This is a genomic window from Candidatus Sororendozoicomonas aggregata, assembly GCF_031528575.1.
In the GTDB taxonomy this organism is placed as follows: domain Bacteria; phylum Pseudomonadota; class Gammaproteobacteria; order Pseudomonadales; family Endozoicomonadaceae; genus Endonucleibacter; species Endonucleibacter aggregata.
On record NZ_JAVLSP010000002.1, the window covers coordinates 71,729 to 98,658 of the forward strand.

Genomic DNA, 26,930 nt, shown 5'->3' on the forward strand with positions numbered 1-26,930 from the left:
TGGGTGAGGTTTATTGCCGCTGTTGCGCTCGTTTGTCGGCATCCGTTGCTTTTCGCGCAGCCAGATACCCTTGATCAAACACTGCAGCAAGTGCTTCATCCTTTGGGCTTAACCGGCAACCCTGCTGAAGAGTTAGAATTGCCGGATATTCGTTCTTCTAAACGGGCACAGTTAGGTCGAGAGCTGTTTTTCAGTAAAAGCCTGAGTGTCGGGTTTGATGTGGCTTGTGCCAGTTGCCATCATCCGTTACTGGCAGGTACGGACAAATTATCCCTGCCAGTGGGTGTAGGCGCTGTTGACCCTGATTTAATAGGGCCTGGCCGACGTCATAACGGCGATTTCAACACAGACCCGGAAGCCGATAACGGCCCAAACGTTGAGCGAAACTCCCCCACCACATTTAACGTAGCACTTTATCAGCACGCATTATTTGATGATGGTCGGGTTGAGGGCATTGTTTTTCACGACGGTTACTATGCAACAACCCATGAGTTAAGTCAGAAGCGGCTTTTACCCCTGACAAAAAAGTCCACGATAAAAACCCCGGAAAGTATTTTTCGAGGGCCAGATGCACTAGCCGGTGATAGCCTTCTTGAGGCGCAAGCCCGTTTTCCGGTGATTGCCGCGGCTGAAATGCGGGGTTTTTCTTCGGGACTCAAAGGCAACAATGCGGTAAGAGCCTTTTTGGCAAAGCGACTGAGGGGGCAGACCGATGAGCTCAAAAAAAATCACTGGCAGTCGTTGTTTCAACAAGCATTTAATGACGACCCTGAACAGTCCGTTGAGAAAATGATCACGTTTGATCGCATTGCCAATGCGCTGGCTGAATATCAGCGTTCCCAGTTGTTTATTGATAACCCCTGGAAAGCTTTTCTTGAAGGCAGGGGCACGCTTTCAGAAACGGCCAAACGAGGCGCATTATTGTTTTTTACCGGCGTGGATAAAGGGGGGGCAGGTTGTGCCAGGTGCCATGGTGGCGATTTTTTTACTAATGAATCGTACCATAATCTCGCTGTTCCTCAATTCGGGCGCGGTAACTTTGTTTACGGACAGGACCTGGGGCGCTATCGTACCACGCGAAAAGACGACGACCTCTTTGCTTTTCGGGTGCCATCGTTATTGAATGTGACTGAAACTGCCCCTTATGGTCATACAGGGGCATTTACTGATTTAAGGGGAATCATTAAGCACCACCTTAATCCAGAAAAAAGCATTGAAGGGTTTGACTTCTCATTACAGCAGTTACCCCAGTTTAATGGCTTACCCGTGAGTTACCCTGAAACGAGAAAAAATACCCGGGCAGCCCTTGAGCAGTTAAAAGCAGTAAACCACGAGCGTATGCCTGTGCTCAGCGAGCAACAAATAACGTCAATGATTGCTTTCCTTGAAACTCTGACCGACCCTTGTATAAAAAGTGAAAGCTGTCTGCGCCACTGGCTTCCCCAAGGGGAAGCCCCCGACAGTCACCGACTACAGGCGAAAATCATCCACCACTTTGATAATAGCTCACCGATTCCGTCACCAAGAGTTACTGAGCAGCATCAAGAGCAGGGAGTGCTACCTGACCTTGGTCGTGTTCCACAGTTAGCAAAAACATGCTCAATATCAAGGGGAAAGGCAGTCAATGGCGATGGTTTTACCCCTGTAACAACCAGTAGCGGCATCACCATTAACAGACAATTTGATTTTTCTACCATCAAAACATCCCTCAGCGGTGATGGGCTAGTGGCAATGGAGCACTTGTTGTTTTCAGGGGGCGTTGCAGCGGGCGATATTAACGGCGATTGTTTTACTGATTTAGTCATTAATCAGGGCAATGGGGCACCGGCAAACGTGTTGATAAATAACCAAAAAGGCGCATTTAACGAAACCAGCGATAACTGGGGTATTGACCCGAATGATGATCTCACTAACCCCATGCTGGTGGATATCAATGGTGATGGTTGGCTGGATTTATTCCATGGCAATATGACCGCAGGTACGCCTGGGCTGTATTTGAATACTGGCCGTCAGAAATTTTTACGTGTCTCTGCGCCGGGGTTTAAGGTGGGGCAAGTGACCATGGGGGCAGGTTTTGGTGATGTGGACGGCGATGGTGACATGGATGTTTTTCTTGCCCATTGGGGGCGCCCCTCAAAAGCTGAAGAAGAGCACCTGTGGCTGAACCAGGGCAAGGGCTTGTTTGTACCCGGTGCGCGGCAATTTGGTCTGGCAGGGCATTTTGGTGAGCGGGACTATACTTTTACACCCAATTTTGTGGATATTAATAATGATAGTAGAGCTGATCTTTTATCTGTCGCTGATTTTTTGACCACTCAGGTATTTCTCAATGATAATCATCAACGCTTTACGAATATAACCAATACGGCAGTTATTACTGATCAAAACGGTATGGGAACCGCCATTGCTGACTTTGATAACGATGGTGATATGGATTGGTTTGTCTCCAGTATCTATTATCCTGATGACTTGACGTTGGGTAACGGTAACCGCTTGTACCAAAATGAGTGGGCTGGGCTGTTTGGCAAAATGGAGTGGACCGATATCACCGACGAGGCAGGTGTTCGTGATGGTGGTTGGGGGTGGGGAGCTTGCGCTGGGGATTTTAACAATGATGGTTGGATGGATATCTTTCATACCAATGGCGTGCCCCTTGACCCATTGGAGGTCCGTAAGGACTTACATTATCTGTTCAGCCTGCTGAAAATAGATGGCTTTCATCATGCTACCGCTTTTGCGTCCATAGACGATTTTCTCAGTGAGTATCAGAGGAAGGTTTCCCCTGAGCAAGTGGATGATTTACGCGCCCTCTACTACGTGGGTAAGAGCCTTAATAGTATGCAGTCACACATTAAACGTATTGATAAGCGTGCTAAATTATTTCTGAATAACCAGAGAGGGCAGTTTATTGAATCCGCTGAAAAGTTCGGAATTGCTGACCCTGGTCAGGGACGAGGAATTAGCTGTTTTGACTATGATCGGGATGGGGATATTGATGTACTGATAGTGAATAATCAAGGGGCGCCTGCGCTCTATCGGAATGATTTTGGCCATCATAACAATTTTTTGACAGTCAAACTGATCAGTGACAGCCGTAATGTTCATGGTGTAGGCGCGAAGATTATTGTTGAATCTGCTTCAGGCCGACAAGTGCAGGAAGTAAGAATTGAGAATAATTACCTATCACAAAACCCGGTGGAGCGTCATTTTGGTTTAGGCAAAGACAGTGTTGTGAATAAATTGACTGTGTTGTGGCCAGAGGGTGAAAAACGGGAGATACGATCAATTAAGGCAAACCAGTATTTGGTCGTTAATCAGTCTACAGTAAAGGAATAAACCACACTATTTTCTCACTCAGTGTCAGGGATGCAGAATTATGAGTTTTAACGGTTTCTCACTAATAGAAATGATGATAGCTATATCAATTATTAGTATTTTGTCAGCTATCGGTTTTCCTTCTTATATGTCGTATATCACCGATAGCCGACGGACAGAGGCTAGCACCTTTTTACTTGAAGCCATGCAAAAACAAGAGCGTTACTTTACCAAGCATTCAGAATATACAACCCGATTGAGTAAGCTGAATTACAGTTCTGATGCCGTAATAACAGACAGTGGCTACTATCGTATAACCACAGCAGCTTGTACGCCAACCCCCTGTGTGAAATTGATAGCTACTCCTCGAGGTGTTCAAGCCGCCCGTGATAATAATCGAGTACTGACGTTGGACAGTCTTGGCAGACGATCCGGTGACTGGAATGATTAATTAATAATAAAAAGGTCGAGTTATGGAAAAGGACGTTCGAGATGCCACCCGACTCTTAATCGCTGATGCAGAAACAGCAGAAGCAGATCGGCTGGTAAACATCTTTCGGGATGAAGGGCAAACAACACGAGCCCATCATATTACTTCTGCTGAAACCCTTGAAAAGGCTTTTCTTGAAAGAGCCAAGTGGGATCTGCTCATTATTGCCAATCTGCCAAAAGACTTGTCGGTCTCTTTGTTAATGGAAACGATTGAGCACCAAAATGCTGATATTCCGGTGATTTTATTGGTTGACTATAAAGACAGTGAAGAAAAGCTCGAGTACCTGCAACAGGGGATAAAGGCAGTTGTTCCCCCGGAAAATAAAAAGATGCTGTTATTGGTTGCCAATCAGGAAATTGAAAATCTGTATATACGGCGTAACTATCGGCGAATGAGTGTCGCTCTCAACGAGTCTGAGCGACATCGTCGTATGCTATTAGACGATGAAGTGGATGCCATTCTTTATATCAAAGATAATATTGTTTGCTATACGAACCCGGCATTTTATCAGTTGCTAGGTCAGGATAATGCCGACTCATTGATAGGGCGTGGTTTTACTGAAATGGTCATTGAAGATGAGCGTGAGGATGTTGGTTCTTTTCTGGCAAGTGTTGAGGAAACCGGCCAGGCGCTGGCTGTTTTACAATGCTCATTGTTACAAGATGGCAATGACGGGCTTCCTGTTCGCGTGATTATAAAACCTACGTCGTATGAGGGCGCATTTAGTCTGAGTTTACAGATTAAGTCTTTTGATGCTCCCATTGATAAGGAAACCAGAATCGCTGCACAAAATGCCATCGGCCTTCCCGAGTTATCAGATAAACAGAAATTAGTGGATAAACTGAAAACCAGTGTGCAAAAGGCCGCCTCCGGTAAAGGGAGCACAACATTGGCGCATGTCAGTATTGATGGATTGCAAGGGATTTTTGATAACAAAGGCAAAGACTACAGTCAGGCCCTTGAAGATGCTGTGGCAGACAGGATTGTTGATGTGCTCGGTGTCAATCATTCTGGTGCAAAATTCGGCGGTGGTCAGTTTGGGCTGCTATTGAACGAGGGGGGAGAGAGTGGGGTTCAGGCACTTGCGGATGAACTATTAGAAAAGGTATCCGCTGAGCCTTTAGTGATTGAAGGTGAGCAATCGCCAATCACACTCAGCATGGGGGCGATTATTCTTGGTGACAATGCCATTGATGCCAGTACGCTAATGGTAAGAGCGAAACATGCTTGTGGGCAAGCTGAAAAAAAAGGGGGGGGGCAGCTCGCATTTTATAAAGCCAGAAAGGTGGGAACCTTGAAGTCGGTGGATAAACACATTGCCATGATGCTCAGCCAGTCGATGAAAAACGACGGACTTAAGCTTTATTATCAGCCCATTGTCAGCCTCAAAGGTGCTGAAGGAAATTATTATGAAGTGTCGTTTTCCATGACAGATATACGTGGCAGAGAGCATGATTGTACCCACTTCAGAACAAAGCTGGATAATATGTCTCTGTGGGGACAAGTGGATCGCTGGGCACTGACCACAGCCAGTGAGCAGCTCGCTGATAAACGCAAAGACGGCAATGATACACGTTTAATTTTCAATATTGGCGGTTGTGAAATTAACAATAGCCAGTTTCTTCCCTGGATGAAGGCAGCTCTTGCTAAAGCAGGTATTCCTGAAAATGCGGTAACCCTTGAGCTGAGCGAGTCGAATATTGCGCGCTATGGCTCGGCAGCTGGAGCGTTTTTTGACCAGGTAAAAAGCATGGGTTGTCATACGGCAATCAGTGAATTTGGCTGTAGTGTTAATCCACTGGAGCTGGCTGAGTCGGTCAGCGTCGATTTTATTAAAACAGACCCCAGCTTCACCAAAGATTTAACCGGTGACAGCCGGGGAGAAGCGCTTAAGGAAATAATCAATAAAGTAGTTGCGGCTGGCAAACAGGTCATTGTTCCCCAGGTCAAAAACACGTCTGCACTGGCACCTTTGTGGCATATAGGGATCGACTATGTCCAGGGGGATTTTCTACAGGCGCCCGCACAGTCCATGGAATTTAGTTTTGACAGTGAATTTTAAATTGTCTCATTCTGGCATACACTAGCGCGATTATTGTTATTCCATGGAATTCAGGTATCTCAATGTCATCATCGCTTACGCTTGTCATGGCCCAGCTGAACCTTACCGTTGGGGATATCGATGGCAATACCTCCAAAGTTATTGACGCCGCCCGCCAGGCACGGGATCAGCATCAGGCTGATGTGGTTGTATTTCCCGAGCTGACCCTGTGCGGGTACCCTCCTGAAGATTTATTGCTAAGGCCCAGCATGGTATTACGCACCGAAACCGCCCTGAACCGGCTGAAGGGGGTCGAGGGTATTGATATAGTCGTAGGTTTGCCCGCCATGGGGGGGCATGGACTGGAAAACCAGGCTGTTGTATTGCGTGATGGCAAGGTGATTTGTCGTTATGGTAAGCAACATTTGCCTAATTATCAGGTCTTTGATGAAAAACGTTACTTTATACCGGGCAATGCCCTGGGTATTTTTGACTGCAAAGGTGTGAAGATCAGTTTAAGCATTTGTGAAGATTTATGGTATGAAGAGCCAGCGCGAGCCGCCAAAGATGCCGGAGCTGATATGATTGTCAGCTTAAATGCGTCTCCTTTTCACCGCCATAAACAGTCTGTCCGTCAGAACACCATTCGTCAGCGTTGCCTTGAGACCGGGCTTCCTGTTATCTATGTAAATCTGGTGGGAGCTCAGGATGAGTTGGTGTTTGATGGCGGCTCATTTGCGCTCAATGGCAACGGAGATGTAGCAGTGGCATCTCATTACTTTTCAGAAGAACTGTTCCCCGTCGTTTTTTCCAAGGCGACGGGTGCATTTCAGCAGGGGGAGATAACGCCATGCCCTCAGCTACATGAGCGGGTTTATAATGCGCTGGTGACAGGTGTTAGGGACTACGTTAACAAGAACGGTTTTAAAGGCGTTGTGCTCGGTCTGTCCGGGGGTATTGATTCTGGTCTGACCCTGGCCATCGCTACTGATGCCCTTGGGCCAGAACGAGTCCAGGCGGTGATGATGCCCTATCGCTACACTTCCTCCATGAGTCTTGCCGACGCTGAAGAAGAAGCCGCTTTGTTGGGTGTCGATTATAAAGTGCTGCCCATTGAATCGGTGTTCAATGCTTTTTTAGAGACTCTCGCCGGCGAGTTTAAAGGCAGTGACAGGGATACAACGGAAGAGAATCTGCAATCCCGGAGTCGTGGTGTGCTGCTAATGGCCATGTCCAACAAAAAGGGCTATCTGGTGTTGACCACAGGCAATAAAAGTGAAATGTCTGTGGGTTATGCCACTCTCTACGGCGATATGGCCGGTGGTTATAATGTCTTAAAAGATGTTCCCAAGACCCTGGTGTTTGCCTTGTCCTGCTATCGCAATACCCTGGGCTATGTCATTCCTCAACGGGTGATTGATCGTCCGCCTTCCGCTGAATTAGCACCAGATCAGGTGGATGAAGACAGCCTGCCCCCTTATGATGAGCTGGATACGATTCTTGAGTTGTATATTGAGCAGGATTACAGTGCGGAAGCCATTGTTGCCAAAGGGTTTGATCGTGAAATCGTGTACCGCGTTTTACGGCTGGTGGATAGTAACGAATTTAAGCGCCGCCAGGCACCTATTGGTGTACGTATTACGCCACGAGGCTTTGGCCGGGACCGGCGTTATCCGGTGACCAATGGGTGGAAGCTCGGACTCTGAACCTCTGAACTTATACCAGTGGACGCTCTGAATAATACCAGTTGTCTTTACCCAGGCGTTCGTTCTTTTTATATCTGCATCCCTTGCAGGACAAAAGAATATCCGTCGAACTCACGTTAAGGTCGTTAGAAAAGATGATGGGTATTATTCTCAGGCGTTTGGGGGAGGTTCACATGTTGTGCCCCTTGCCCAGGCTATATTGGGTAGTGGGCTAAACGTTTGATGTTGCGTTTTACCCTTGGGGGAAAGGCTTTTACGCCTGTTGTCTGTCAAAATGCAGAAATTTGTACATTGCTCTTGGGGACTTAACTCTTGGGGACTTAACGTCAATACATCCTGAGTTTTGAAGGGCAGTGGATATAAGTCACAAAATAATACAACCTCCTTTGTCCTCGTCCCTGTTATTGATAAAATCTTTTGAATACATGGGCGCTTGTAGTAGCTCTGGCGATTTTGCATGTGGGGTATTGATCACATGGTTAACATAGTTAAGGTCGCCTGAATAGTCTGGGTTACACACTAAATCGTAGTTATCATTACTCCCTTGACGGCGAATAAACCCAATCACATCTGTACCAGCAAATGCATCAATAAAATAGATGTGACAGAATGGGAGATAATTACGACTATCAGCTGATTTAAGGGGGACGCCTAACTTGTTTGTGGCATCAATCATATAAACATACCAGTTTGTTTCTGAGTAGTCATTGGCAAAGTTATAATGTGCTGTCGTTAAAACCGTCGGAATACCCCTTGTGCCATGAGGGAAACCGAATTTTTCTGTACCGGTCTCGCCGGGACAAATAACCACTTCACGGGAAAAACCTTCTATAAAAATATGGTTGAAATCTCGTGCGTCACCGCGCAACAAAAACCCCTGCACATATTCCATTCCTTCGCTGTTAACCCGGCAAAACCCCTTGATGTTATTGGTATGCATCAGGTTATTAATCAGATTTATAGGTATAACGCGCAGGTCTTTTTCATCCCACATAAGAATCTCCCATATGGCTATGTACGGGACAAAACCTTGATCGGCCAAGCGTTTCAAGGGCTAGGGGTATGAGCTGACGGCCATGTAAGGTAATCTATGCGGTCTCTTAAATCCAGATAGACAACCGTAGTACATAGAAGACGTCAGCTCATTAGCAAAGGAGCTTAAAGTTCATCTTCCTTGGTATCAAGCCCGAATTATACTGCTTACTCAATTTATTCTCGGTTTGTTTTGTGTAAGGATCAGTCCATATTGAGAAAGGCTTTTGCTACATTCACGTGGTTAAGTATCAATTAGTCAGCCAGTGCCGTTAAATAGAGCAACTGTGTTCCTTGCGGCCTCAATGCCTCCTTCGTAGTCTGGGTTTACCGCAAGTTTGAGTCCGGGGAGTGTGTGCGGCCAGAGATGTGTGTACGGAAGATCATTGTCAGAGGACCATACGACACCTACTATGCTAGTATTCGGGATGCTGTGCATAAAGTTTACTTCATAGATATCGTTTAAAAAGGGAAGCAGTTGAGCCCATAATCCTGCACGAGGGTTTAGAATAGCAAAGCCAGCATATGCACACGCATTAATCAGGTAAACATACCCTGGTTGATTGCCTCCCCTTTGACTGTATGCAGAGGCAACCTTGACGGAGATTGCTGTTGAGATGCCTTCATCATAGGTAATACCTCCCATAGCACCTGTTAATCTGGGAATTTGTTCTTGTGTCACCAAGGGCCATTGCAGTTGGAATCCTTGACTAAAAATTACCTGGGGAGTCCTGGTGTCACCCCGAAAAACATAACCTGAAAAATACCCACGAGCCTTGGTTTTTATAGGGGGCGTTAATCGTGATCCCGGTACCTTTCTTGTATCCTGAAACGTCACTGGATTGTTTAGAAGCAGGACATTATTGGAATAAATTGTATTTTCAAATGCCTTCATCTGATTTTTAAGCACTATTATCTGTCCTCTTTGTTACTATTTGGTATATATTGCGGAATCCTTCTACAAAAACAGGGTGAGAGTGGCAGATAAAGCATTAAAAATTATTATGAGATGTCGACCGTGACGAGTGTATTTTTGCTATGGCTAAGTGGCAATACCGTGGACAGCCTTAGCCAGTCATATGCCTAGGAGCCTGACCGAGAATAGCGCCCGTAGCGAGGATTACGAGAAATTGAGGATAAAAATTTCTGCTTCTGAGGATAATAGTGGGGCTATTTGACGAAGAAGCAGGAATTTTCAGACCAATTTATCGCAACCGCAGTAGGGTAGTCTATTCTCGGACAAGCTCCTAGGAGCCTGTCGGACTTAAGACAACTTCGGCCTAAAATCCAGAAAGCGCGGCCAGAATTTCCGATCAATTTGTTTAAATAGGTCAACTATTCGCACAAATTGATCGAAAATTCTGACTCGCCCTACTGAATTTTATGCTCGAAAGCATAAGTCCGGCGGGCTCCTAGAGCCTTAAGGGTTGCTATTCAGGTTTTTTACTTTCTGTTTACTTTCTATCAATGCACACGAAGCCATGACTTAGCGGAAAGGGAAGATAAAAAACTTTTTTCAACTTTTTTCAACTTTTTCAGCAAAACTTCTCCATCATCAATATTACACAGTATAGAAACAATAAACATTCAAAAACCCCCTGTTTTTATAATATTTTATGATATAAAACAGGATTGGCATTTACTGATAAGAATGTATGATTTGCGGTTGCGTTTTCACGTGAATTTTTGCTTGGGCTATAAAATAGTGCATTGCACAGTGTAGTTGTCGTTAAGAAAGCCACCTGAATAAGTAGGCGCTTTCCTTAGACGGGGTGGTTTTGGCGTTGGGTTATTGATCACGCCTCTGACTTTGGCAAAGTCACCTGAATAATCGGGGTTACATACTAACTCAAGCATCTGGCTTTCTTCTGAACGATGAATAAACCCAACTACATCAGTACCAGGAAAACCCTCCAGAACGTTAACTTCTGGATAATATTCTCTGTTATTTCTCCTTGAGGTCATCATAGGAATACCTAATTTTCTTTGGGCATCAACCATATAAACATACCATGGGGCACCGGGGTGTATTTTAGCGCCCTCAGCCTCAGCCATGATATAACTTGTTGATGCTATAACACCTCGAGCAGTCTCAAAGTCAAATGGAGTATCAAAACCACTCCCTATTTGTATTTTTGGGGTAAACCCTTTTAAGAAAACGGTGTTGAATGGTCGACAATCGCCACGGAACAAGAACCCCTGTACATACTCTTCATTTTTGCTACTGACGATGGAAAATCCATTGATGTTAACAGTATCGAATTGGTGAAAGCGGTGGAAGATAGGTATGACTTGCAAATCTTCCTTAGCCCACGTGATTTCCAAAGAGTTGTCATCCAACTTAGTAACCTCCTACACCCACCAAAACTCAGGGTGAATACCTGGGAGCCTGTCCGAGAATAGACTGCCCTACTGCGATTGTGATAAATGGGTCTAAAAATTCCTGCTTCTTCATCAAATAGCCCCGCTATTCTCCTCAGAAACAGAAATTTTTATCCTCAATTTCTCGCAATCCTCGCTACGGGCGCTGTTCTCGGACAGGCTCTTAGGGGATGATACGTGAATTTATTAGTATTTAGAACTTTTTTGCCAACAATCAGGTGGTAAAATGGGTAGGCCAGCAAAAAAGCACTGGACACTATCGTACTCAGAAAGCTATCAAGAGTAACAACAGTTGTGCGTGATAAGGGTTCCCAACGGCCAGGCTGTCAGCCAGCAAGGAACTATTTCTCTTGATTTACTCAGCTTTCAGGCTGGAAATATTATCCTCGAAGTTGAAAGTTAATCACTTCCAGCTTCGGGTAAAGATTTGCATGAAAGCTTTCCGGTCATCATTTGATCAGCTACGCGCCTATGCTGTCGCGGAACTTGAGTTATTACTGAACATGCCCACCTGAAGCACCGGTTGACAGAGAGGACAAAGGCGACGAGACACAAAAATGAATAAACTAAAAGAGGCGGCAGTCTACTTGGCAAAAAACCAAAATAGCCTATTTTCAGTTCATTCTGGAGATTCTGACTATAAAATAGCATGCGTCCTCTGTTTTATAGATTCATTTTAATGAACAGGCTCTGGATCTCGTCCAGATATTACTGGACGTGGGGTGTTGATCACATGATCAACATAGGTGAAGTCGCCTTCATAATCCGGGTTACACAATAATTCAAAGCCTCTAGGTTCTTTTGGGCGGCGAATAAACCCAACCACATCTGTACCCGGAAACCCATGAAGAAAGTTAATTTGCGCAAAAGAACATCCCCTGGACGACTCTTCAATTAAGAGGGGAAAACCGAATCTTTTTTGGGCATCAATCATGTAAACAGACTCTTTTTTTCCGCATTGATCAAAAGCTACGCTATAGAGAGCTGTTGTTATAAAACATATGGGTGGTGGTGGGGTGGATGGAGGACCAAGAAGAGAGTAAAGCGACGCGGCACGCTCGGCACGACTCTGACTTTCCCTCATTTCTAATTGCCCATGTGGGTAAAAGCCTTCTGTGAAAACTTCGTTAAATGGTCGTGTATCACCACGTAACCAGAACCCCTGTATATACTCCGTTGTTGAACCCTCGACTCTTTTAAACGCTTCCATCTTACCAGTATTTTTTATGTTATTTAGTATTCTGATAGGTATGATCTGCAGATCTTCTTCTCTCCACATAATAAATAGCCTCCAGTACCCATAAAAAATTCAGGTGCATGCTCAAGGAGCCTGTTGGACTTAAGATCATTTCGGCCTGAAATCCAGAAAGTGCGAGAAAGTGCGAGAAAGTTCGAGAAAGTTCGAGAAAGTTCGAGAAAGCATAAATCCGACAGGCTCCAAGGTATTATAGGAGATCTTATTGATATTATCTCATAGCAGGCGATAGAAGTCGGAAGTTTAACGATTAGCAGACAGCTTGCGTTAGATTGAGGGCGGTTAAACCTGTGTTTTGCTAACATGACTCAAGGTGGTTGATACAAGTAGTATTTCATAGTGACAGATGGCAAAGGCAGTACACCTGTTTTTTAGTTTTCCAGTGTCTTATGTAGTGGGATTACATAATATTACATGTCGAATCGTCCCCACCTTTGAGAAAGTCTTTTGAATAAGCAGCTGCTCGCTTTCGTCCGGGTGCTACCGCACAGGGATTATTGATCACATACTCAATATAGGTGAAGTCGCCTGAATAATCGGGGTTGCATACTAAGTCATAGCGTCTACTGCTCTTTTGAGGGCGAATAAACCCAACCACATCAGTACCTGGGAAACCATCGATAAAGTTAATTTCTGAAAAAGGGTTATGCTGATCCCCAAGTCTATCAGGCTTTTTAATGGGGAAGCCTAATTTTTTTCTAGCATCAATCATATAAACATGCCCTGTTTCTTTTGAAAATATAGTGGCAAAGTTATAAGAGACCGTCGTTGAAACGCCGGAAGCACCCGTTGTGCAATCTGAAGTACCGAATCTGGCAGAAGCAAACTTCTGTTCATCACAGATACGCCCCCTTGGGGCAAAGCCTTCAATGAAAATACAGTTAAATGATCGTGTGTCGCCACGCAATAAAAAACCCTGAACATATTCCATTTCTCTACTACTGACTTTATAAAACCCTTCCATATTAGAGGTGTTCATTATATTATTTATTACGTTGATAGATATGATGCGCAGCTCTTTTTCATCCCACATAAAATAACCTCCTATATTGATTTATATTCAGGTTAATCTCGTTTGGTACTTACGAGTGGCTTTTTCGAACCGGCTCAAAGACGTTCCTGTTTTCACCCCCCTTTGCACGAGGTGATGACAGTTGAAGCATGTAGGTATTAAAGCGTAAAGATATACGGTAATTATTTTTTAATAATAGTATAGGGTAAGAATCTTGCTTCCCCGCGAAATAGATCACAAACATTCCCTGTACAAATAAACATGAATTTAGGTTTATTCTCTAAATACTTGCTACGGGCAGGTTTTTAAAACAGCTTCTGAGTGCCTAGTGGTCACTGCCTTTATTAAAAAGAGCGGTTATCATATCATTGTGAAATTGTTCAAGGGTGTCGTGTAGCTCTGACAAACTTCCACTGTTGTCTACAATTGTATCCGCAAAACTCAACCGCTTCTCCCGTTGAATCTGGCTATTGATGATTTTTAAGGCTTGTTCCTCCGTGGTACTGTCCCGTGCAACAGTTCGGTCAACTTGCACATGCTCAGGTGTATCAATCACCAGAATGTGGTCACAAAGCGTATGTTGCCCGGTTTCTGTCAGCAGTGGAGAGACCAGTACAACGTAAGGTGATGTTGCATCAGCTAACTGTTGTCTGAGTAGTGCGTTGATTTCAGGGTGTAATAGTTGCTCCAGCCATTGTTTTTCAGCGGGGTTATCAAAAATAATTTCCCTGAGTTTTCGGCGGTTCAAATTGCCATTCTCAAGCAGGATACCGGCACCGTAATGGCTGGCGATGTTATCCAGTGCAGGCTGTCCCGGCTCGACTATTGCCCGGGCAGCTATGTCGGCATCCACAATGGTAACGCCCAAGCTGGCAAGGTAATTTGTAACAGCGGTTTTACCGCTGCCAATACCCCCGGTTACGCCTACGACAAAGTGTCTTTTTTGTTTGGATGCCATCACAATCCCATCACTTGCAGATAGGAAAGAAGCAGTTTATTCCCCCACAGAAGCGCAATAAAACCAGAGGCAGACAAGTAGGGACCAAAGGGTATCGGATTGGTGCGCTTATGTAGCTTTAAGGCAATCAATAACAAGGTAGCCAGTGTGCCCACCAGGGAAGACAAGAGAATAATCATCGGCAGTAACTGCCAGCCAAGCCAGGCGCCCAGTGCGGCCAGAAGTTTAAAATCACCATAGCCCATCCCTTCTTTTCCTGTCGCCAGTTTAAACAGCCAGTAAACGGACCATAATGACAAATAGCCAGCAACAGCCCCCAACAGAGCGCTTTGCAAAGGAACCAACCCTGTGGCACTGTTGAACAGCAGGCCAGCCCATAGCAGAGGCAACGTGATGATATCTGGCAAAAGTTGTTTATCTATATCAATCAAGGTGAGTACCAGCAAGCTATAGACGAAAAAACAGTAAGCTATGCTTTCAATCGTTACACCAAAATAACTACCTACCAGCAGTGTCAGCAAAGCGGTTATTGCCTCTACGGCGGGGTATCGTGTTGAAATAGGGGTTTTGCAGGCAGAGCACTTACCTTTAAGAAAAAGATAACTTATCAAGGGAATGTTTTCCCAGGGTTTGATACTGGATTGACAGTATGTACAGAATGAAGGTGGCATCGCAATATTAAACGTTTGTTGTTTAATCTGTGCTTTATCGGGAAACAAGGCGGCCTTACTTTCCTGTTGCCACCTTCGTTCAAGCATAATAGGCAGCCGGTAGATTACAACATTTAAAAAGCTTCCTGCTATCAGCCCGAGAATGACAAGCAATAGATAAAACCAGCCAGGTGATTGCTGGAGAAAGATAAAAAATGTCATGGAGTCCTGTTGTCCGGGATAGGCTGAATGAACTATCAGGATACAGTGCTTTACCCTGAGACGGCCAGAGTTACTTGAAAACGGGATAAAAGAATACTCTGTACTCGCTTATTAGATTTAGAAAATCGAATAAGCAAAGACAGAGTAACTGTAGTGCAACTATTGTTGTTATTTGGTTTATTCTTGCTATTTCACCATTAAGCCAAGAGCAGTCTGCACTGAGTTATTCTTTTTGTGTCTTCTCGACTTTCCGTAAATACTATTCGGATAATACCTATCCGTCAAGTGTTTTATGATGCCTATTATTTTCCCAGCCATAAGCTTGGGCATAGCACCACCGAACTCTCAGAAAATCAACAAACAGGCAGCTTTTCCCATGGGTTTCGCTTTTCACGAAAGATCATGAACAGCTTATGAGAGATCAGATACAATAAAGGGCTAACCCCCTATTGAGGATAACCGCAATGCCTTCTTTTGATGTTGTGTCTGAGATCGATCTTCACGAGCTTACCAATGCCGTTGACCAGGCCAATAAAGAACTCGCCACCCGCTACGATTTTCGGGGTGTCGATGCCCGCTTTGATAAAAAAGACACAGACATTACCATGATGGCTGATGCCGATTTTCAACTTAATCAAATGCTGGAAATGCTGAAAATTAAAATGGTTAAACGTGGCATTGACGTAAAGTGTCTTGATATAAAAGATTTTTATCCCTCAGGCAAGCAGGTCAAGCAAGAGGTTTCTGTCCGCCAGGGGCTGAGTAAGGAGCTTACCAAGAAGATCACTAAAATGATTAAAGATGCGAAGCTGAAAGTACAACCGGCTATTCAGGGGGAGCAGGTAAGGGTGACGGGCAAAAAACGTGATGATCTACAGGCGGCTATTGCCTTGTTAAAAGATGTTGAGCTGGATATGCCGCTACAATATACCAACTTTCGGGACTAGGAGCCTGTCGGATTGAAGATAATTTCGGCCTGAAATCCAGAAAGTGCGAGAAAGTGCGAGAAAGCGCGGCCAGAATTTCCGATCAATTTGCTTAATTAAATAGGTCAACTATTCGCACAAATTGATCGAAACTGACTCGCCCTACTGAATTTTATGCTCGAAAGCATAAGTCCGACAGGCTCCTGAATGCCCTCAACGTTAAAATAGTAGTGGGCATTGCAAAAAAAGCTGGAGGTGTTTATCTTGATGGCTACGATTAAGGAACATGATTATGACTTTTAACGCTATCGGTCACCATCACCACCATTCTGACTAGTCTTCAGGAAGGTAGTCCCTGTCCGGAAGATACACAGACCTTCCGGCGGTTGATAGACCTGAAAAAACCCCTGGAAGGACAACTTCCAGGGGTTTTTTGGTTTCTGGCAATAGTATTGTATTGCCGGTGGGAGGATAAAAACGTGAATACAGAAAGAATAAGAGTTGCCATTCAAAAAAAAGGTCGGTTGGGGGCTGAATCCTGTGAACTGCTTAAACGCTGTGGCATTCAGTTCAGTATGATCGGTGAACGGCTGATTGTGCACGCAGATAACTTGCCAATTGACCTGTTGCTGGTCAGGGACGATGATATTCCCGGATTGGTGATGGATGGGTTGGTGGACTTGGGTATTATTGGTGAAAATGAGCTCCATGAGGTCAGTCTTGAACGCGCAGCCCGGCAGGAAGCCTGTGAATACCAGATGTTACAACCCCTGGGCTTTGGGCATTGTCGTCTGTCTATTGCTATTGATGAAAACCAGCCATACCGCGGTGTTGCTGATCTGGAAAACAAAAGGATTGCCACAAGCTATCCACAGCTGGTCAAACAGTATATGCGCGAGCGGGGTGTTAACTGTACGACCTGTGTCCTTAACGGGTCGGTAGAGGTCGCGCCGAAAGCAGGGTTGGCAGATGCCGTGTGTGACTTGGTCTCAACTGGCGCAACCCTTGAGGCCAACGGGTTAAAAGAAACTGAGGTTATTCTGCGTTCTCGTGCGGTACTGATTCAATGTATTGAACCTTTAGCCGCAAGAAAACAGGTGCTTGTGGATCGCTTGCTGGTGCGCATGCAGGGCGTGCTTCAGGCTCAGGAGTCCAAGTACATTATGATGCACGCTCCCGTGGCTAATCTGGAGGCAATCCAGGCGTTATTGCCTGGGGCTGAAGACCCTACGATAAACCCACTAACACACGACAAAAGTCGTGTTGCTTTGCATATGGTTAGCTCAGAAAACTTGTTCTGGGAAACCATGGAAAGATTAAAAAAACTGGGGGCAAGCTCCATTTTAGTACTTCCCATCGAGAAGATGATGGAGTGAAAGATGAAACAAGTGGTTTGGAATAGCCTTTCACCTGCTGAGCAGGGGCAGATTTTACAGCGTCCTGCGGTGAATGCTGGCCCTGGGATACAAGAGGCCGTTTCAGCAATTATTCGTAAGGTGCAGCAAGGTGGCGATGAAGCCCTGAGACGTTTGACAGCACAATTTGATCAGATTACCCCTGAGCGCATCCAGGTCAGTGAGGAGACTATCGGGAGCGCAGGTCAATACCTGGCCGATGATCTTAAGGACGCCATGGGACAAGCCTATGTTAATATCAAAACTTTTCACCAGGCACAGGCGCTCCCCGCCTTACGGGTAGAGACACAGCCGGGCGTCGTGTGTGAGCAAATCACGCGTCCCATTGAATCTGTCGGGTGTTATATCCCTGGCGGCAGTGCGCCTTTGTTCTCTACGGTGTTAATGCTTGGTATTCCGGCACTTTTGGCAGGGTGTACAACAGTGGTTTTATGCTCTCCTCCGCCTATTGCCAATGAAATATTGTTTGCTGCTGAGCTTTGCGGCATAACTCAGGTATATAATGCCGGTGGGGCGCAGGCTATTGCCGCTATGGCCTACGGTACAGACTCAGTGCCAAAGGTGGACAAGATATTTGGCCCGGGGAATGCTTTCGTTACGGCTGCGAAACAGCAGGTCAGCGCAGACCCGCAGGGGGCAGCCATTGATATGCCGGCAGGCCCTTCAGAGGTGATGGTCATTGCTGACAGCAGTGCAGATCCCGAGTTTGTTGCCGCTGACCTGCTCAGCCAGGCAGAGCACGGGGTTGATTCACAGGTCGTATTGGTGACACCTAACACTGAAATAGCAAAAAAGACAGCCATAGCCGTGCAGCAACAGCTGACCGCGCTACCGCGGGCAGCCATTGCAGAACAGGCATTGGCAGCGGGTGTGTTGATTGTCACTGATACTCTGAGTGACTGTGTTGCCATTGCTAATCGCTATGGCCCTGAGCACCTGATTATACAAACGGAAACACCTCGTACACTGCTGCCCCGGATCAATAATGCCGGTTCTGTTTTTTTAGGGGCCTGGTCCCCTGAATCTGCCGGGGATTATGCCTCGGGAACCAATCATGTATTGCCTACCTATGGACATTCGCGTACCAGCTCCAGTTTGGGGTTGGCCGATTTTTCACGACGGATGACCGTACAGGAGTTATCACCAGCAGGATTTTCAGCCCTCGCACCGACAGTCTCAGTGATGGCCGCTGCCGAAGGGTTGGACGCTCATCAGCGGGCTGTGACTATCCGACAGCAAAAATACGAAAGGGGGCGTTCATGAGTATTGAAACATTGCTCCGTCCTGCGGTAAAAAAGCTGGTGCCTTACCAGTCGGCAAGGCGTCTTGGCAGTAGTGGCACTGTTTTGCTTAACGCCAATGAGTCACCTTTTGATAATAACTATACCTTTAATGGACAGGGGTTGAACCGATACAGTACCTGCCAGCCAGACGCGTTGATTCAAGCCTACGCCCACTACGCGGGTGTTGATGCCTCGCAGGTGCTCACCTGCCGCGGTGCTGATGAAGGCATTGAGCTACTGATTCGTGCCTTTTGTGAACCGGGGCAGGATACGATTCTCCACTGCCCGCCCACGTACGGTATGTATCAGATCAGCGCAGAAGCGGCAGGCGTTAGTTGTCGTGAAATTCCACTGATGTCTAGCTGGCAAGTAGACTTACCGGCCATAACAAAAAATCTGGGCGGGGTGAAGCTGGTTTTTCTGTGCAGCCCCAATAACCCAACAGGCAATCAGCTTCATCGGCAAGACATTGTCGCACTGCTTGAGCACACCAGGGGACAGGCACTGGTTGTTGTTGATGAGGCCTATGTTGACTTTTGTCCCAAGTTATCTTTGGTGGATTTACTGGCTAGGTACCCTCACCTGGTGATTCTGCGAACATTATCTAAAGCCTTTGCGCTGGCAGGTTTGCGTTGTGGTTTTACGCTGGCAAACCCGGAGGTGATAACTAGTTTGCTGAAGGTCATCGCGCCCTATCCGGTGCCGGTTCCCGTTGCTGCCATTGCTGAACAGGCGCTCTCCACTGAAGGCATTGCCTGCATGCAAAAACAGGTCAGTGTACTAGCAAAAAATCGTGACTTTCTCAGTCAGGCGTTGTCTGTTTGTGAGGGCGTTACGGTCTTTGAAGGGAAAGGCAATTACCTGTTGGTAAAATTTCCCAATGCCGATACCTTGTTCAGGCAGCTGTGGGATCAGGGCATTACCTTGCGAAAACCGACCATAAAAGACTGCCTGAGAATCAGTATTGGCTCACGGGCAGAATGCGAGCACGTTATCTCAGCCATCATCACCCGATTAGCCACTTTGTAGGAGGTAAAAAAAATGCAACAAGAAAAAATTCTGTTTATCGACCGTGACGGCACATTGATTTTCGAGCCACCGGAAGATTTTCAAGTGGACCGCCTCGATAAACTTGAGCTGGAACCTGACGTGATTCCTGCATTGTTAGCGCTGCAACGGGCCGGTTACACGCTGGTGATGGTCACCAATCAAGATGGACTGGGAACGGATAGTTTTCCACAGGCTGACTTTGATGGGCCCCATAACGCCATGATGGCTATCTTTGCGTCTCAGGGCATTCGTTTTGAGGATGTGCTGATCTGTCCCCACTTTGACACGGACGAGTGCAGCTGCCGCAAACCCAAGCTGGGGCTGGTAGAGGGCTATCTGAAGCAGGGGCGGATTGACTTTTCACAGTCAGTCGTTATTGGGGATCGGCAAACCGACCTGCAACTGGCTGACAACATGGCGCTAAAAGGTATTTTATACCGCCGTGAAAGCATGGGCTGGTGGCAAATTGTGAAAGACTTAACAACCCGACCAAGAGAGGCTGAAGTCAGACGGGTCACGCGCGAAACAGCTATTAATATCAAGGTGAATCTGGATGACACGGGCAGCGATATCACTACGGGCATTGGCTTTTTCGACCATATGCTCGAACAGATCGCCACCCATGGTGGCTTTAAACTTTATGTACAGGTATCAGGTGATTTACACATTGATGATCACCACACAATAGAAGACACCGCTATTTCATTAGGGCAAGCAATAAAGCAGGCGCTTGGTGATAAACGTGGCATTTGTCGTTTTGGTTTTACCTTACCTATGGATGAATGTTTGGCCGAGTGTGCGCTGGATTTATCGGGCCGCTCATATCTGAAGTTTGAGGCAGATTTTCCCCGCAGCAAAGTGGGTGAGATGTCCACGGACATGGTGCAACACTTTTTCCGCTCAATGGCCGACGCTATGGCCTGTACACTACACCTGTCATCCACTGGTCATAATACTCATCATATTGTCGAGAGTCTGTTTAAGGCCTTTGGCCGCACCTTGCGTCAAGCTATTCGGGTAGAAAGCTCTGAGCTGCCAAGCAGCAAGGGAGTGCTTTAATGAGTGTCAGAGGTGCCAGACAACAGGTGGTCATTATTGATACCGGCTGTGCCAATGTGCAATCTGTCCGCTATGCCATAGAAAGGTTGGACTATCAGGTAACAGTAAGCTGTCAAGCTGATGAGCTGCTAGGAGCAGACAAATTGTTTTTACCCGGTGTCGGTACCGCAAATGAAGCAATGAAAAACCTGGCGCAGCGTAATCTTATCCCCTTGTTAAAAAAAGTAGATCAGCCACTACTGGGTATTTGCCTGGGCATGCAGCTTCTTGCCAGAACATCTGAAGAAAGGCGCCGGGGCGATCATCAGTTAACACAGTGCCTGGGGTTTTGTGATGCCCCTGTCGTAAAAATGCAGGTCAGCCATTTACCGTTGCCACATATGGGCTGGAACACGGTAACACCCATAGGCGATAACCCATTGTTTAAAGGCATTGGCGCTGGCACCTACTTTTACTTTGTGCATAGCTATGCGCTGTCAGTTTCAAAGGTTGGTGGCTATACCCTGGCCAGTTGTGAGTACGGGCAACCGTTTTCAGCCGCTGTGCACAGCGGCAATTATTACGGCGTACAATTTCACCCGGAACGTTCGGGTAAAGCCGGTGCACAACTGATTAAAAACTTTCTGGAGTTGCCTGTATGATTATTCCAGCCCTCGACCTTATCAATGGTCAGGTTGTCCGCCTGTTACAGGGGGATTATGGCAGAGTGACAACATACCCTGTTGATCCTGCAAAGCAGTTTGCCCGCTACCATAAAGCCGGTGCCAAATGGTTGCATCTGGTGGATCTGATGGGCGCCAAAGACCCTGCTACCCGACAGTTAACCATTATAGAAGCGTTGCTAAAGAGTACACCGGCGAAGGTACAAATTGGCGGCGGTATACGTTCAGAGGCTGATGTGTCGGGTTTATTCAAAGCGGGTGCCGACCGAGTCGTTATTGGCTCAACTGCTGTGAAGCAACCGGAGCAGGTAAAGGGCTGGATGGATACCTACGGTGCAGAAAAAATCGTACTGGCGCTGGATATGGCAATAAACGATAAAGGGCAACGCAATGTTGCTGTTTCAGGGTGGCAGCAGGACTCGGGTGTGACCATCGATGCCTTACTGGATGACTACCTTGCGGCAGGTCTTATCCATGTTTTGTGCACTGATATTTCCTGCGATGGCACGCTGACAGGGCCGAATATTGCCTTGTATAAAGATTTGTGTCGGCAGTTCCCTGCCATCGAGTTTCAGGCATCAGGTGGTGTGGGTGCACTTTCAGATATTGATGCATTAAAAGACACGGGCGTATCCGGTGTGATTGTGGGGCGAGCCTTACTGGATGGCCGTTTTACAGAACAACAAGCCTTTGAATGTTGGGGTGACTAAATGCTGGCAAAACGCATCATCCCCTGCCTGGATGTGAAAGACGGTCAGGTGGTTAAGGGTATTCAGTTTCGAGATCATGAAATTATTGGCGATATTGTGCCTCTGGCACAGCGTTATGCTGACGAAGGGGCTGATGAGCTGGTCTTTTATGATATTACCGCTTCCAGTGACGGGCGGATTGTGGATAAAAGCTGGGTATCACGTGTTGCAGAAGTAATTAATATCCCCTTTTGCGTGGCCGGTGGCATAGCTTCTGTAAACGACGCCCGGAAAATTTTGCAGTATGGAGCGGATAAAATATCCGTTAACTCCCCCTCACTGAGCAACCCAAGTCTTATCACTACCCTGGCCGATACCTTTGGTGTGCAGTGTGTTGTGGTGGGTATTGACTCGTATTTTGATCAGACAACAGGCTGTTATCATGTTAACCAGTTCACCGGGGATGCTGCAAAAACAAAAATCACCGAGTGGCATACGCCTGATTGGGTGCAAGAGGTACAACGCCTTGGGGCAGGCGAAATTGTACTGAATGTGATGAATCAAGACGGTGTACGACAAGGTTATGATATTGAGCAGCTGTCTATGGTTAGAGAAGTTTGCCATGTCCCCTTGATAGCGTCTGGAGGGGCAGGAACCCAGCAGCACTTTGCGGATGTGTTTAAACAGGCTGATGTTGACGGTGCCCTGGCAGCTAGTGTGTTTCACAAACGAATTATCGCCATCAGCGACTTAAAACAAACGTTGAAAGCACAACAGATTGAGGTACGGCTATGAGTCTGGCAACCGATATTGACTGGGAGAAAAGCCAGGGGCTGATACCGGCAGTCATTCAAGACACTGTCAGCAAAAATGTACTGATGTTGGGCTATATGAATAAAGAGGCACTGGCAGTAACACTGGAAACGGGCAAGGTCACTTTCTGGTCCCGCACCAAACAACGCCTTTGGACAAAAGGGGAAACTTCCGGGAATACCTTGCTGTTAAACAGTGTCGCGCTGGACTGTGATAACGATACCTTATTGGTCATGGCAAAGGCGACAGGGCCAACGTGTCATAAGGGCACAACCACGTGTTTTGATAGCGCTGAAGCGGGTACCACTCTATCATCCATTGCCAACTTGACCTTTCTTACTGAGCTTGAGAACCTTCTGGCCGACCGTAAAAAAGCAGCACCGGATTCATCCTATACGGCAAGCCTCTATGCTCAGGGAGCAAAGCGTATTGCTCAGAAAGTGGGAGAGGAAGGCGTTGAGGTGGCACTTGCCGCCGTGGCTGGCGATAGGAAAGAGTTAATCAATGAGTCGGCAGATTTGATGTATCATTTGCTGGTATTGCTGCAAAGTCAACAATTGTCATTGAGTGATGTTATCACCACGCTCATTGAGCGCCACCAAGTGAGATAATACCAATGGTCTTGTTTAACTACCGTAATGAATATTAGCGCTTGGCAACATGGGTTCTCTTGTTGGGATAGCAGAGAACTTTCCCCGGCGTTAATTTAATCACTCCAGGTATGATTCGTGCCAGGCCAGCCAGTACACGAATCTCCTGTGTCAGCATTGGGCGTAAGTGATGACCCGCCTTTTGTGATACCTGAATTCTATGACCGTCAAATGCAATGGTGCCATGGTCAACACATTGCTGGACATGAAGATGCAGTTTGTGAAAGACAATCCACACAGCCCACACTACGCCCACTAGTACACAAATTCCAATCACCATTTCGTGTCACCCTTTTATATTGTTGTTATCAGGGATACGAGCTGACAGAACTATTTATCGGCTTCGAGCATTTTCAAGCCTGCTTTACGCTTTTTATCAATATCATTTTCTATGTCAGCGACATTCCGGCTGCTGAGAATCCAGCCACCGTTTACGAAGACAAATGCCCGTTCCATTTCTCCGATTTTATAATAAGAGCCGCTGATATAGGCATCGGCATCGGCAGGTATATCCATAAAATGCACCTCTGATCATAAATACAAAAACACAATCTCAGACTCAGACCAATCAGAACATAAAAAGTTTGACCAATCAGAACATAAAAAGTTTTGCAAAGATTACGAAAAGCAATACAATACTTTCGCAGTCATCTGTGACTTCTTATGTTTGATATTTTTTGCTCTATTGGCTGTTAAAGTATGCCTAAAACGGCTGCATGTCAATATTTTTTAAGTACTTATACTTATGATGAGCGCACCAAGCATTTCTTGGGTAAATAAGTAAGCGTCTGATAATAACTTCCCAGTTTTGCCGTTCGGGCTGAGCCTGTCGAAGCTCGCTGCCACCACCGTTCGACTCTTCGGCAAGCTCAGCGTTCAGGGTGAACGAAAATCGCGAAGTTATTTTTAGACTGCTCCTAAGGAGCCTGTCGGGCTTAAGCTTTCGAGCATGAAATTCAGTAGAGCGAGTCAGATTTTTCGATGGATTTGTGCGAATAGTTGACCTATTTCAGCAAATTCATCGGAAAATATGGCCGCTCTTTCTGGGTTTCAGGCCGAAATTGCCTTAAGTCCGACGGGCTCCTGAGTCAAAGGTTGCCGGTAGTGACTTGTCAAAGGCCATATCCCAGCGATGCCCGGGGATACGGCAAAGGTCAATTTACTGGTGACGGGTTCTGTTTGCGGAGGAACCACGACGGTCTCGCCTGCCTTCACGGTTGCTATGGCGAGCAGCTTTACCGCGACGGCGTTCACTACTACGATTATCCCTGACACGATCATCTTGCCAGGGACGAAGCCCCAGTCCTTGATTACGGATTTTCACTTTTTTCAAGGTAGTCAGGGTGCCTTCGTCGAGTCCTTCAGGCAGATAAATGGATGAGCAGGTTTCAAACAGGCGAATATGCCCAATATTACTGCCTGGGATACCCCCTTCATTGGCGATAGCGCCCACCAGGTCACCCGGACTTACACCTTGCTCACGCCCCACATCCACACGATAGCGAATCATCCCTTCAGTGGCGTGCTCATGGCGCTCTCTGCTACCACGAGTCTCACCCCGCGGACGCCCGCCACGCTCGCGGCGTTGTCTGGGTTCTGGTTCACGGGCATCGGGAAACGGGCGATCTTTCTGAGCCAGGTAGCACAGACTGGCTGCCAAATCTTCAAACTCAACGCTATGCTCCTGTACCAACGATGTTATTACCTCACGAAACTGTGCCAGTTTTTCTGTGTTGGCCAGGCTACTCATCACCTCTTCCTTGAATTGCTTAATGCGCATATCACGCACATCACTCATAGAAGGCAGTGTCATGGTTTCAATGCGCTGGCGGGTTGCCCGCTCAATGGCGTGCAGCATTCGACGCTCACGGTGTGCCGCAAACAAAATAGCAATACCCTGACGGCCCGCCCGCCCGGTACGACCAATACGATGCACGTAGGCTTCCGTATCATAAGGAATATCATAGTTGACCACATGGCTCATGCGCTCAACATCCAGGCCCCGCGCGGCTACATCAGTGGCAATCAGGATATCCAGAGCACCTCGTTTGAGCCGCTCAACAACTTTCTCGCGCAGTGCCTGTGTCATATCACCGTTAAGGGCAGCCGCTGCAAATCCCCTTGCTTCGAGCTTTTCGGCCAGTTCAACGGTTGCTGTTTTGGTGCGCACGAAAATGATCATGGCATCAAAGGGTTCAACTTCCAGAATACGTGTCAGCGCATCCAGCTTATGAATGCCGCTGACCATCCAGACTTTTTGCGTAATCGTATCAACGGTGGCTGTTTTCGACTTGATTTCGACACAGGCGGGATCGCTCAGGTACTTGTCTGCAATTTTGCGGATTACAGAGGGCATAGTTGCGGAAAACAGAGCCACCTGACGATTTACAGGCGTACGTTCCATAATCCACTCAATGTCATCCACAAAGCCCATCCGCAGCATTTCATCAGCTTCATCCAGAACAACAGACTGGAGGTCGTCGAGCTTTAAACTGCCCCTGCGGATATGATCCATAATCCGCCCCGGCGTACCGACAATGATCTGGGCACCACGCTGCAGACCTCTTAACTGGCTGCGCATATCCTGACCACCGTAGACTGGCAGTACATGAAAGCCCGGCATATGGCGGGCATAACGTTGGAAGGCTTCAGCTACCTGAATCGCCAGCTCTCTGGTAGGGGTAAGCACTAGAATTTGGGGTTTGCGTTGCTTGAGCTCAACACGAGACAATAAAGGCAGGGCAAATGCCGCTGTTTTTCCGGTGCCGGTTTGAGCGAGTCCCAGCAGATCTCGCCCTTCCAGCAGATGGGGAATGCTTCGAGCCTGAATGGGGGAGGGTGTTTCATAGCCCACATCCTGCACAGCCTTAATGACAGCCGGAGCCAAGGGTAGCTCACTGAATGAAGTGACGGTTTCTGAAGAGTCGGACATCAAGTTCTCCGTGAAGGAAAAAGGCACGTGGGATCAACTAACGTGCTTTATATTCGTGGTTTACGCGGCGTTAACAGGAAAAAATCAACTATCATTGCTACAGCCAGCATACGCAGCACATAGTCATCGCTATCGCCGGTTGTTTGGGAGAGGCACAGCCATAGATACCTGTATTTGCCTTTGCGCATAATTACCCGTATTGTCGGGTCGCTGTTCAGGTAATGAGTCCATGACTGCGTTAGAACGTAGGGCCGTTCTTTGCTGCATCTAAGAAGCGGTCTTAAACGTCATGCTCCTACTGCGGCTACGATAAATGGGTCTAAAAAGTCGCTTTTGTTCGTCAAATAGTCCCGCTATTCTCCTCACAAAAGCGACTTTTTATCCT

General features: G+C 46.7%; 23 protein-coding genes and 1 other annotated feature. Of the genes, 13 read left to right on the forward strand and 10 right to left on the reverse strand.

Translation table 11 applies throughout. The features are described from left to right. The first annotated feature begins 3 nt into the window (after positions 1-3). From V4C51_RS00730 to V4C51_RS00745, 4 genes are all read left to right on the forward strand, one after another. A complete protein-coding gene (locus V4C51_RS00730; protein WP_330924193.1) occupies positions 4-3,336 on the forward strand; it encodes an FG-GAP-like repeat-containing protein in 3,333 nt (1,110 codons plus the stop codon). A gap of 40 nt (positions 3,337-3,376) precedes the next feature. After that, positions 3,377-3,766 carry a type IV pilin protein gene (locus V4C51_RS00735; RefSeq protein ID WP_330924195.1) on the forward strand — a complete coding sequence of 130 codons (390 nt, stop codon included), beginning with the start codon at positions 3,377-3,379 and terminating at the stop codon, positions 3,764-3,766. Between the two features lie 22 nt (positions 3,767-3,788). Beyond that, on the forward strand, positions 3,789-5,870 hold the full coding sequence (locus V4C51_RS00740; protein ID WP_330924197.1) for an EAL domain-containing protein: 2,082 nt from the start codon (positions 3,789-3,791) through the stop codon (positions 5,868-5,870). 62 nt (positions 5,871-5,932) lie between these two features. After that, positions 5,933-7,555: an NAD+ synthase gene (locus V4C51_RS00745; protein ID WP_330924199.1), complete on the forward strand. Its 1,623-nt coding sequence runs from the start codon at positions 5,933-5,935 to the stop codon at positions 7,553-7,555. Between the two features lie 364 nt (positions 7,556-7,919). On the opposite strand, the gene V4C51_RS00750 is transcribed toward V4C51_RS00745, so the two are convergent. From V4C51_RS00750 to V4C51_RS00780, 7 genes are all read right to left on the reverse strand, one after another. Beyond that, entirely contained in the window at positions 7,920-8,549 is a 630-nt protein-coding gene (locus V4C51_RS00750; RefSeq protein WP_330924201.1) for a hypothetical protein, read from the reverse strand. Positions 8,550-8,846: 297 nt separating this feature from the next. Further along, positions 8,847-9,497: a hypothetical protein gene (locus V4C51_RS00755; protein ID WP_330924203.1), complete on the reverse strand. Its 651-nt coding sequence runs from the start codon at positions 9,495-9,497 to the stop codon at positions 8,847-8,849. A 785-nt stretch (positions 9,498-10,282) separates the two neighbouring features. Beyond that, complete coding sequence (locus V4C51_RS00760) at positions 10,283-10,927, reverse strand: hypothetical protein (RefSeq protein WP_330924205.1); 645 nt, start codon at positions 10,925-10,927, stop codon at positions 10,283-10,285. A 718-nt stretch (positions 10,928-11,645) separates the two neighbouring features. Further along, complete coding sequence (locus tag V4C51_RS00765; protein WP_330924206.1) at positions 11,646-12,248, reverse strand: hypothetical protein; 603 nt, start codon at positions 12,246-12,248, stop codon at positions 11,646-11,648. A gap of 376 nt (positions 12,249-12,624) precedes the next feature. After that, positions 12,625-13,257 (reverse strand): hypothetical protein, encoded by a 633-nt coding sequence (locus V4C51_RS00770; protein WP_330924208.1) that lies wholly within the window; start codon positions 13,255-13,257, stop codon positions 12,625-12,627. Between the two features lie 304 nt (positions 13,258-13,561). After that, positions 13,562-14,194 (reverse strand): dephospho-CoA kinase, encoded by a 633-nt coding sequence (gene coaE, locus V4C51_RS00775; RefSeq protein ID WP_330924210.1) that lies wholly within the window; start codon positions 14,192-14,194, stop codon positions 13,562-13,564. Next, the gene (locus V4C51_RS00780) at positions 14,194-15,066 is read right to left on the reverse strand and encodes a prepilin peptidase (RefSeq protein ID WP_330924212.1); all 873 of its coding nucleotides are present in this window, start codon (positions 15,064-15,066) and stop codon (positions 14,194-14,196) included. Before V4C51_RS00780 ends, coaE begins: the two co-directional genes overlap by 1 nt. A gap of 464 nt (positions 15,067-15,530) precedes the next feature. On the opposite strand from V4C51_RS00780, the gene V4C51_RS00785 reads away from it, so the two are divergent. The 9 genes from V4C51_RS00785 (at position 15,531) to hisIE (ending at position 23,574) form a co-directional block, all read left to right on the forward strand. Beyond that, on the forward strand, positions 15,531-16,013 hold the full coding sequence (locus tag V4C51_RS00785; RefSeq protein ID WP_330924214.1) for a YajQ family cyclic di-GMP-binding protein: 483 nt from the start codon (positions 15,531-15,533) through the stop codon (positions 16,011-16,013). A gap of 291 nt (positions 16,014-16,304) precedes the next feature. Continuing rightward, positions 16,305-16,430, forward strand: a sequence feature (His leader region). 41 nt (positions 16,431-16,471) lie between these two features. Further along, positions 16,472-17,368 (forward strand): ATP phosphoribosyltransferase, encoded by an 897-nt coding sequence (gene hisG, locus V4C51_RS00790; protein WP_330924215.1) that lies wholly within the window; start codon positions 16,472-16,474, stop codon positions 17,366-17,368. A 3-nt stretch (positions 17,369-17,371) separates the two neighbouring features. Further along, the gene (gene hisD, locus V4C51_RS00795) at positions 17,372-18,670 is read left to right on the forward strand and encodes a histidinol dehydrogenase (RefSeq protein ID WP_330924216.1); all 1,299 of its coding nucleotides are present in this window, start codon (positions 17,372-17,374) and stop codon (positions 18,668-18,670) included. After that, positions 18,667-19,719 (forward strand): histidinol-phosphate transaminase, encoded by a 1,053-nt coding sequence (gene hisC, locus V4C51_RS00800; protein WP_330924217.1) that lies wholly within the window; start codon positions 18,667-18,669, stop codon positions 19,717-19,719. The genes hisD and hisC overlap by 4 nt, the downstream gene beginning before the upstream one ends. 12 nt (positions 19,720-19,731) lie before the next feature. Continuing rightward, positions 19,732-20,799 carry a bifunctional histidinol-phosphatase/imidazoleglycerol-phosphate dehydratase HisB gene (gene hisB / locus V4C51_RS00805; RefSeq protein WP_330924218.1) on the forward strand — a complete coding sequence of 356 codons (1,068 nt, stop codon included), beginning with the start codon at positions 19,732-19,734 and terminating at the stop codon, positions 20,797-20,799. After that, positions 20,799-21,440, forward strand: coding sequence for an imidazole glycerol phosphate synthase subunit HisH (hisH, locus tag V4C51_RS00810; protein ID WP_330924219.1), 642 nt, complete (start codon positions 20,799-20,801; stop codon positions 21,438-21,440). Before hisB ends, hisH begins: the two co-directional genes overlap by 1 nt. After that, entirely contained in the window at positions 21,437-22,171 is a 735-nt protein-coding gene (gene hisA / locus V4C51_RS00815) for a 1-(5-phosphoribosyl)-5-[(5-phosphoribosylamino)methylideneamino]imidazole-4-carboxamide isomerase (protein WP_330924220.1), read from the forward strand. Before hisH ends, hisA begins: the two co-directional genes overlap by 4 nt. Beyond that, positions 22,172-22,945 carry an imidazole glycerol phosphate synthase subunit HisF gene (gene hisF / locus V4C51_RS00820; RefSeq protein ID WP_330924221.1) on the forward strand — a complete coding sequence of 258 codons (774 nt, stop codon included), beginning with the start codon at positions 22,172-22,174 and terminating at the stop codon, positions 22,943-22,945. Beyond that, entirely contained in the window at positions 22,942-23,574 is a 633-nt protein-coding gene (gene hisIE, locus V4C51_RS00825) for a bifunctional phosphoribosyl-AMP cyclohydrolase/phosphoribosyl-ATP diphosphatase HisIE (protein ID WP_330924222.1), read from the forward strand. The genes hisF and hisIE overlap by 4 nt, the downstream gene beginning before the upstream one ends. A gap of 34 nt (positions 23,575-23,608) precedes the next feature. Here the strand turns inward: hisIE and V4C51_RS00830 are convergent, their stop codons facing one another. The 3 genes from V4C51_RS00830 to V4C51_RS00840 form a co-directional block, all read right to left on the reverse strand. Beyond that, on the reverse strand, positions 23,609-23,893 hold the full coding sequence (locus V4C51_RS00830) for a hypothetical protein (protein WP_330924223.1): 285 nt from the start codon (positions 23,891-23,893) through the stop codon (positions 23,609-23,611). A gap of 50 nt (positions 23,894-23,943) precedes the next feature. Next, positions 23,944-24,129 (reverse strand): hypothetical protein, encoded by a 186-nt coding sequence (locus V4C51_RS00835; protein WP_330924224.1) that lies wholly within the window; start codon positions 24,127-24,129, stop codon positions 23,944-23,946. A gap of 643 nt (positions 24,130-24,772) precedes the next feature. Beyond that, positions 24,773-26,545 carry a DEAD/DEAH box helicase gene (locus tag V4C51_RS00840; protein WP_330924225.1) on the reverse strand — a complete coding sequence of 591 codons (1,773 nt, stop codon included), beginning with the start codon at positions 26,543-26,545 and terminating at the stop codon, positions 24,773-24,775. Positions 26,546-26,930 lie beyond the last annotated feature (385 nt).

What these genes read in the sequence shown, in the direction of transcription:
- V4C51_RS00735 (WP_330924195.1), top strand. Translation starts at nt 3,377, where the DNA reads ATGAGTTTTAACGGTTTCTCACTAATAGAAATGATGATAGCTATATCA.
- V4C51_RS00740 (WP_330924197.1), top strand. Translation starts at nt 3,789, where the DNA reads ATGGAAAAGGACGTTCGAGATGCCACCCGACTCTTAATCGCTGATGCA.
- V4C51_RS00745 (WP_330924199.1), top strand. Translation starts at nt 5,933, where the DNA reads ATGTCATCATCGCTTACGCTTGTCATGGCCCAGCTGAACCTTACCGTT.
- V4C51_RS00750 (WP_330924201.1), bottom strand. Translation starts at nt 8,549, where the DNA reads ATGTGGGATGAAAAAGACCTGCGCGTTATACCTATAAATCTGATTAAT.
- V4C51_RS00765 (WP_330924206.1), bottom strand. Translation starts at nt 12,248, where the DNA reads ATGTGGAGAGAAGAAGATCTGCAGATCATACCTATCAGAATACTAAAT.
- V4C51_RS00770 (WP_330924208.1), bottom strand. Translation starts at nt 13,257, where the DNA reads ATGTGGGATGAAAAAGAGCTGCGCATCATATCTATCAACGTAATAAAT.
- coaE (WP_330924210.1), bottom strand. Translation starts at nt 14,194, where the DNA reads ATGGCATCCAAACAAAAAAGACACTTTGTCGTAGGCGTAACCGGGGGT.
- V4C51_RS00780 (WP_330924212.1), bottom strand. Translation starts at nt 15,066, where the DNA reads ATGACATTTTTTATCTTTCTCCAGCAATCACCTGGCTGGTTTTATCTA.
- V4C51_RS00785 (WP_330924214.1), top strand. Translation starts at nt 15,531, where the DNA reads ATGCCTTCTTTTGATGTTGTGTCTGAGATCGATCTTCACGAGCTTACC.
- hisD (WP_330924216.1), top strand. Translation starts at nt 17,372, where the DNA reads ATGAAACAAGTGGTTTGGAATAGCCTTTCACCTGCTGAGCAGGGGCAG.
- hisC (WP_330924217.1), top strand. Translation starts at nt 18,667, where the DNA reads ATGAGTATTGAAACATTGCTCCGTCCTGCGGTAAAAAAGCTGGTGCCT.
- hisB (WP_330924218.1), top strand. Translation starts at nt 19,732, where the DNA reads ATGCAACAAGAAAAAATTCTGTTTATCGACCGTGACGGCACATTGATT.
- hisH (WP_330924219.1), top strand. Translation starts at nt 20,799, where the DNA reads ATGAGTGTCAGAGGTGCCAGACAACAGGTGGTCATTATTGATACCGGC.
- hisA (WP_330924220.1), top strand. Translation starts at nt 21,437, where the DNA reads ATGATTATTCCAGCCCTCGACCTTATCAATGGTCAGGTTGTCCGCCTG.
- hisF (WP_330924221.1), top strand. Translation starts at nt 22,172, where the DNA reads ATGCTGGCAAAACGCATCATCCCCTGCCTGGATGTGAAAGACGGTCAG.
- hisIE (WP_330924222.1), top strand. Translation starts at nt 22,942, where the DNA reads ATGAGTCTGGCAACCGATATTGACTGGGAGAAAAGCCAGGGGCTGATA.
- V4C51_RS00830 (WP_330924223.1), bottom strand. Translation starts at nt 23,893, where the DNA reads ATGGTGATTGGAATTTGTGTACTAGTGGGCGTAGTGTGGGCTGTGTGG.
- V4C51_RS00835 (WP_330924224.1), bottom strand. Translation starts at nt 24,129, where the DNA reads ATGGATATACCTGCCGATGCCGATGCCTATATCAGCGGCTCTTATTAT.
- V4C51_RS00840 (WP_330924225.1), bottom strand. Translation starts at nt 26,545, where the DNA reads ATGTCCGACTCTTCAGAAACCGTCACTTCATTCAGTGAGCTACCCTTG.